5 protein-coding genes are annotated in these 6,970 nt (G+C 60.7%); all 5 read left to right on the forward strand.

What is annotated here, in order from left to right:
- Positions 1 to 351 precede the first annotated feature (351 nt).
- Positions 352 to 1,557, forward strand: coding sequence for a CpaF/VirB11 family protein (locus VAE57_RS18110; RefSeq protein ID WP_322823227.1), 1,206 nt, complete (start codon positions 352 to 354; stop codon positions 1,555 to 1,557).
- Positions 1,558 to 1,632: 75 nt separating this feature from the next.
- Positions 1,633 to 2,892 carry a ParA family protein gene (locus tag VAE57_RS18115; RefSeq protein WP_322823228.1) on the forward strand — a complete coding sequence of 420 codons (1,260 nt, stop codon included), beginning with the start codon at positions 1,633 to 1,635 and terminating at the stop codon, positions 2,890 to 2,892.
- A gap of 10 nt (positions 2,893 to 2,902) precedes the next feature.
- On the forward strand, positions 2,903 to 4,900 hold the full coding sequence (locus tag VAE57_RS18120) for an ATPase, T2SS/T4P/T4SS family (protein ID WP_322823229.1): 1,998 nt from the start codon (positions 2,903 to 2,905) through the stop codon (positions 4,898 to 4,900).
- A gap of 33 nt (positions 4,901 to 4,933) precedes the next feature.
- Complete coding sequence (locus VAE57_RS18125; protein WP_322823230.1) at positions 4,934 to 5,860, forward strand: hypothetical protein; 927 nt, start codon at positions 4,934 to 4,936, stop codon at positions 5,858 to 5,860.
- A 52-nt stretch (positions 5,861 to 5,912) separates the two neighbouring features.
- A complete protein-coding gene (locus VAE57_RS18130) occupies positions 5,913 to 6,665 on the forward strand; it encodes a hypothetical protein (RefSeq protein WP_322823231.1) in 753 nt (250 codons plus the stop codon).
- Positions 6,666 to 6,970 lie beyond the last annotated feature (305 nt).

Raw genomic sequence — 6,970 nt, forward strand, 5'->3', positions numbered from 1 at the left:
CCCTCTCCCGCACGGCGGGAGAGGGGAGACGAGAAACCTGCGCTGTGGTGTCCTGATAAGGTAGGAAAGGGGTGAGCGCAGGTGGCCGCTTCTGAACTGGTGGGCGAGAGGAGGCCGGAAGCAGGTGTTGGGGCGTTCCGAGGCAGTATGAAGTTGCGTTAGACCATAGGTTTACGTTCTGTCCACCCTTAATTGTGAACGGTTTCAGGGGTGAGAGCGGTTGAAACCCTCTCGTGATTGGCAGAGCATTGCTAACGATACCCAGGCTGGCTACAAGCGTAGAGATGCTGTCGTCGGTCTGAAATGATATCAACAACCATTACCATCACAGTCCAGTGGAGGGGACGTGGCATGTACGCGAATTGGGATATTCCCGGTCAATCGGTACACGGTGGGGAGGATGGGGCAACGGTTGCCGAAGAGCTGCGTATGTTGCTCCGCAGTGGTCGCTTGCGGGATTGCTGGCACGTTCCGCCTGAAGAAGCCTTTGCCCAACTCGGGCTGGGTAAGACAATCTGCTGGCGGCAGGTGGGCTGGTATGGCCCCCTGGAAATCTGGCGTGATCCGGAGCACGCGGTGTCGGACATTCTCTTCAATGGCCCTGCCGACTCGCCTTTCTTTGTTGTGCAGCGGGGGATGATGGTCAATACCGGGGTGATTGTTCATCCGGCCTGGATTGACTGGACGCAGCGTCAGCTTGTCTGGCGTAGCCAGGGTATTGCCCCCGATCAGCCGTTGCCGCCGTTCGTTCAGGGTGTTGTTGATGGGTTGCGTTACGCGATCACCAGTCGCAGTGCTTCGCCTGCCGGGCCGAGCCTTTCGATCCGGCTGCTCCCCGAACTATGGGCAACGCTTGACGATCTGGTTCAAGGCCAGGTGATCACCCGTGAAGCAAGTGATCTTTTGTTGGCGGCGTTGAACGGTGGGGCGTCACTGCTGATAGCCGGGCCAACCGGGAGTGGCAAAACGACGCTGGCGGCTGCGCTGACCCAGGCGATTGGCAGGCATATGCGTCTGGTAGTGATTGAAGATGGCGGCGAATTACCGCGGAGCGCTAATAGCCTGCATATCGAGGCTCCAATGGAGACGGGGGGCTTTGGGCGAGCAGTGACGTTTGCTTTGCGGCAGAAGCCCAACTACATCATTGTTGGCGAAGTGCGTGGTGGTGAAGCAATGGCGATGTTGCAGGCCGCTGCCACCGGTCACCCTGGCCTGGGCACCATTCACGCTGCTACCGTTCAAGGGGCGCTGCGCAATCTGGAGCGGATGGCGCTGATCGGTCTGGCTCAGGAAACGGCCGGGGCCGGTCAGGCGGCTGCGCAGATTGTACGCGGTCTGATTACGTCGGATGTCGTGAATTTGCTGGTCGTGCAGATTGGGCGAACGCCAACCGGTAAACGTGGGGTGATTGCGATTGAAGAGGTGCTTCCTCAGGGGGCGCAGGGCCAGAGTGGCGATCCATTTCCGACCAATCCGCTCTTTCGTTACGAACGTAGCAGTGACCGTCTGATGCGAGCCGGGTATGTCAATGCCGGCTGGGGGCTTGGGCGAATGTGATGGGGTTGTTTCAGATTGACCTGGAGCGTTATCTGTTGCTGGTCACCGGCGTATTAACACGAACGGAGCTGTGCTATGGAACTGATCATCTTTAGCGCGATTGAAGGATTACAGGCCGAAGTTGAGCAATTGCGCGATGTTGCAGTGCTGGCACCATCGCGGATTGACCAAGTACAACGTCTCTTGAGTGGATCACGTCCGCCAGATGCTCTCTATCTTGATGATAGTCGGGGGACGCCACTGGCCGATCTCTGGGATGTAACTGCGCGTGCGCAGCAGGTTGGTGTGCGAGTCATGCTGGGGCTGACGGGTCCGGCACGGGCGGCTCTCGCCGATGCGCAGGCAGCCGGGTTACCGGCTACGGCTGAACGCAATCCGGTCGCGCTGGCGGACTGGATTGGGGTGCAGATTGGCCGACGGCGTGGTCATGGGACGCAGCGCTTGCCGGTGATCGCGATTGGGGCGGCGAAGGGTGGTATCGGTAAAACTTTCGCAACCTGTGTGTTGGCCGAAGGATTGCGCCGGCGTGGTCTCGATGTCCTGGTGTGGGACAGCGACATCTCAAACCCTGGTCTGGTGCCGGCATTCCGCATTCCGGCCAGCGCTCCTTCGTACCTCCACCTGGTGCAGCGTGGCCCGTCGCACTGGAATCCGACCGGTATCCAGCCCTTTATCTTCCAGCCTGAGCATACCCGTGCCAATCAGCAGGGCTGGGGGCGGATCGATCTGCTGATCGGTTCCCATGCCGTGGCCAGGGCCGAAAACGATTTACGCTTACCCGACTGGCAAGGGTTGTACCAGGGCATTCTTGCCCTTGAAGGATACGATGTGGTGTTAATTGATACCCCTCCCGACTATCTGCGTCGTCCGTATGCAACGCACGTGTTGCAGGCGGGTGGCAGTGTTGTGCTGCCAACGCCACCCGGTGCTCGCGAGCGGATGGGAGTTGGGCATATGCTGGAACACTTTAGTGAACTGGCGCCGGAACGGCTCGAACGCTGTTCACTGCTCTTCATGGAGCCAGAACGCGGCGTGACGGTGACGGTTGGGATGGTTGCTGAACTCTTTGCCCGCCGCTACCCGCGTGTTGGTAGTTTGGGCACGCTGCCACGCGAACCACGGTTAGCCAGCCTCGCCGATGAACACGATGGCTACATCTCGATGCTCGATCTCGGCCCGCATAGCTGCTTCGCTCGCGCTACTCATCAGGTGGTTGAGGCACTGTGTGCACACGCCGGTTTGCAGCCGCGCCTGCCAATGCCGCAAACCGTCTGGTGGTACCGCTTTGCAGAGTTGTTTACACGCCGTGCTCCAATACTGGCAATGTCGTCATAAGGAGGTGACCATGCATCCTGCCTACCGACCATTAACCGTTCTCGAAGAGGGTGGACTGGCCGATCTCTTGCCGGCGTCGCATCAGGCGACCGATCCAACGGCGACAGTGTTACAGGCGGCACGCGACATCCTGCTCGCCGAGCTGCATCCCGATCTGCTCGATCCAGTGGCTCCCGCTGCGGAACGCGATCCGGCGGTGCTGCGGGTATTACGTGCAGCTATCGGCTCGCACACCGAACGTGGTGGGCCGCTGGCCGGTCTGCCGACCGATGATGCTAGCCTGCTGCGCCTCTTTCACGACACCATCGGCTGGGGGCCGGCGCAGCCGTATCTGGACGATGAGCGTATCCAGGAGGTCAAGATTATTGGCGACCGCATCATGGTGCAAGAGGAGGGTGCTGATTTTACGCTCGCGCCTGAGCGATTCAGTTCGCCACGCCAGGCGCTGGATCGAGCCCTGGTTTTGGCCTCGCGGCTGGCGGTTCCCCTTGACCGTAGTCGACCCCAAGACACCCTGCCTCTGGCGCATGGTACACGCATGCACGTTACCATTCCGCCATGTACTCCTGACGATACGGCGTTGATTTGTATTCGCCGCGGGCGGCGCACTGCGTGGACATTGGACGACATTCTGCGGCGGGGAGCATGTGATGAATCGCTGTTTGCGCTCTTGCGATTGCTGGTGCGCACCCGTTGCTCGTTTCTGATCGCCGGAGAAACCGGTTGCGGGAAGACTGCTTTGCTGGAAGCGATTGTCAATTCGTGGCCGGGAGAACCACACGTTATCACTATCGAGGATAATACCCTGGAGATCAATGTTCGCCATGCGGCGTGGACGCGGGAACTGGTACAGACCAGCCTTGATCCACACGCCTTCGGGCGGGCAGCCCGTGAGGTTTTGCGCCAGACGCCATCACTGGTCGCGCCGGGCGAAACTCGTGCCGCCGAAGCAGGAGCCATCCTGGCCGTTGCGGTCAGCGGTCATGCCGTTGTCACCACGATTCACGCCCGCACTGCGTTACGTGCGGTCAGCCGGTTAGCCGACTGTGCGGCGATGCCTGGGGCATACCTCTACGAGGGCCGGCGCACGAATGCTCTTGAAGACATCTGCGACAACTTCCAGGTGGTGATCCACCTGAGTCGCAACAACGGACGACGCTACATTGATGAAGTGGTGCTGCTTGACGGTTGTGATGAAGCGGCTACCGGCTTGCGTCCGCGAATCGTTCCTCTGGCCCGGGCAGAAGCTGACAGCGAGGGTCTGCGCTGGCATTGCGCAGCACGGACAGAGGGCGATGCCTTGATATGGGATGGAGCCGACCAGACGCCTGACATGCTCAAACAACGGCTGCGCCTGCTCAAGATGAGCGAGCGGCCACGGGCCGTCGCCAGCAGTCGGGCAATCGTAGAAGAGGCATTGAGTCAGGCCGCGCTCGCTCGCCAAGCCGGTGCTCCTGAACGGGCACTGGCGATCCTGCGGCGGGCATGGGAAGAGCGTCAGGATGAACGATTGGCCCAGGCAGCACGTCAGGCCCTGACTATGCTGCCAGAACGATCACAGCAGGTGACTCAGGCAGCACGCGAAGCCTGCGAACAGATTTCGGCTGCGCTGTCAAGCCGACGCTGGGAGCGGGCGGCAAGTCTGTATGCTGAACTTAACGCCGATCTCGAACGCTACGCAGCCTTTGCGCCTCCCGGTGGATGGCCTGCCCTGGCCGGGGAGATTGCAGCCGGACAGCGAGCCGATCAAGAGGCGCAGCAAGCAATAACCAGGGCAGGTCAGGCATTGAGCCAGGGTCGGGCCCGTGATGCGCTCGATCTCCTGATGAAGCTCGACCCGGCTCGCTTGAATGACGAGACGGCACTGGCACTATTGCAAACGCGCTACGGTGCGCTGAATATGCTGGTGGCGAGTGGTGAGGTCAGTTCGGCGGCACTCACGCCGGTTGTGGCCGCTCTACGCATGCGCGAAGCGTTGATCACTGCTCAGGGAAGCAGTTGTGCGTGATGACGCTCTATACTGCCGAGAAAGGACAATGATATGCAGGGTATTGACTCACTCACCCATTCCGAAACGGCCTGGCTGGTACGTGCGGTGCCGGCTTTGCTGGCTGCATTGATTACCATGACCGCTACCTTTATCTTCCGACAACCCCTTATGCAGTTCCTTGCCCGGTTTGATCGCTCGCGTTCGCAAGCGGTCTGCGATCCGGCGCTGGTCTGGCGGCCAGCGTTGTTGGGAACGAATACAGCCTTGCTGCTGGCCAGCGGAGCGGCGACGTTGAGTAGTCTGGTATTGGGATGGATTGGCTCAATCTGGCTTGCGCTGGTGGCTGCGCCGGTGGTGGCAGCGCTGGTTGTGCGCATCGGTTTTGCCGTCAGCCAATCACATTACAATCGGCACCTGGAACGGGAGCTGACTCCAGCCATCGGTCGTCTCAGTGCTTTGCTAAGTGGCGGTTTAGGTCTTCGTACTGCTCTGGAGCGTGTCCTGGCCGATATGGGTGATGGGCCATTGCGCAACGAGTGGACGTGGTTACTTCGGCAACAGGGGACACCGCTTGCCGACGGGAGCATTGCAACACTTCGTCAGGTTATCACGGCGCTGGCCGCCCAAACCTCAGCGCCCCGCCACGCAATTCTGCTCAACCACCTGGCGGTTGCCGCCGATCAACCGCAAGACTTGCAAGCGCGGCGCTGCGCCGCAGCTTACGCCGCGCTACAGGTGTCGGAACGGCGGCGGGAAGAGGCGCTGACCGAACTGGCCCAGATGCGCTATAGCGGCCTGGCCGTTGGCGGAGCAGGGTGTCTGATGGCCTTATACCTGATCGCAACCCAATGGGAACGAGTACGGATCGCGTACAGCACTCCGCTAGGGATGGTTTTTGCCGTCATCGTGACCCTGGCTTTACTGGCACCGATGATCGGCGGCTTCCTGTTCTCGCAGGTCGAGGATGTTGATTACTAAAGTCGTCTGATCTGTCGTCATCGAGGTACTCATCGTTACTCAGGAGCTACATATGCCTCATCTACTCACAACACCTGCGGCACCGGCACTGCTGGCGGCGTTTTGCGGCACCTTGCTGGCTGCACTTGGGGTAGTACTGCGCCAGCAACCGCTGGTGACGAGACCCTTGAACGAACGACAACGTCTGATCATCGGTCAGAGTGGTGGACTGCTGATCGCTCTCCTCTGTCTTGGCGCTGCTCTCAGCGGGGGGATTATCTGGGTAGGACTGGGGTTGGCGGCCTATCTGGCGCTTGGCCTGAAATGGGCTCGCCAGCCCCGGCGCGATCAGCAGCGGCTTAGCCAGGAACTACGACGCCTCACACCGGGGTTGATCGGCTTTATCCGGGTTGCGCTAGGTAGTTTTGAAGCCCCCAGTCTGCTGTTGCGACGCTACTGCTCACAGGCAACACCCCGCCAGGCGCCAATGCGGAGCCTTGTCGCAGAGGCATTGGCGCTCAGCGAAGAGCAGCGGATGCGTCCCTTTGCGGCACTGGCCGAAGTTGCCCGTCGCTCCAATTGTCGTGAACTGATCGATGCTACGGCGGCGCTCGCTCAGGCAGAAGCTGAGGGTACACCGGTTGAGATGGTGCTCGCTGCGCAGCAGCAGACCCTGGAAGCGTTGTTACAGGGCGAATTTCGCCGGTTGATCCGCCGGCGCACGGTCTACCTGCTGTTGTTAACCGCCATCAGTCTGGTCGTCGGGATTTTGTTAAACCTGCTCTTCGTGATGGTGGTGGGTAGTGAGGTGTTCGCGGTGTTTTAGAAGATAGGAAATAGGAGATAGGAGGTGGGAGGTGCGGTGTACAGGTTTGATGCGTCCACGCTTAGATGGTGGGGTGGGTGGGGGCGTGGCGCGCAGGGGTAATAGGCGACTGCCCGCACCCCAGCCTGCCCTCAGCGGGGGGGGTAGGAGGGGGGCCGGGATTGTGTTGACTGGCAACCCTTATGGAATACACCCATCATCACTCCCCGCTCCTCTCCCGACAGGGGAGAGGAGCGGGGGCTGGGGGGTGAGGTGAGGTGGAACACCCCCACCCCAGCCCGCGCCCGCTGGGGGCGGGGGTGACG

The sequence above is a fragment of the Chloroflexus sp. genome (assembly GCF_034434295.1).
Taxonomy (GTDB): Bacteria; Chloroflexota; Chloroflexia; order Chloroflexales; family Chloroflexaceae; genus Chloroflexus.

Bases quoted from the DNA above. Each gene is read 5' to 3' on its own strand.
- VAE57_RS18110 (WP_322823227.1), top strand. From the start codon at position 352: ATGTACGCGAATTGGGATATTCCCGGTCAATCGGTACACGGTGGGGAG.
- VAE57_RS18115 (WP_322823228.1), top strand. From the start codon at position 1,633: ATGGAACTGATCATCTTTAGCGCGATTGAAGGATTACAGGCCGAAGTT.
- VAE57_RS18120 (WP_322823229.1), top strand. From the start codon at position 2,903: ATGCATCCTGCCTACCGACCATTAACCGTTCTCGAAGAGGGTGGACTG.
- VAE57_RS18125 (WP_322823230.1), top strand. From the start codon at position 4,934: ATGCAGGGTATTGACTCACTCACCCATTCCGAAACGGCCTGGCTGGTA.
- VAE57_RS18130 (WP_322823231.1), top strand. From the start codon at position 5,913: ATGCCTCATCTACTCACAACACCTGCGGCACCGGCACTGCTGGCGGCG.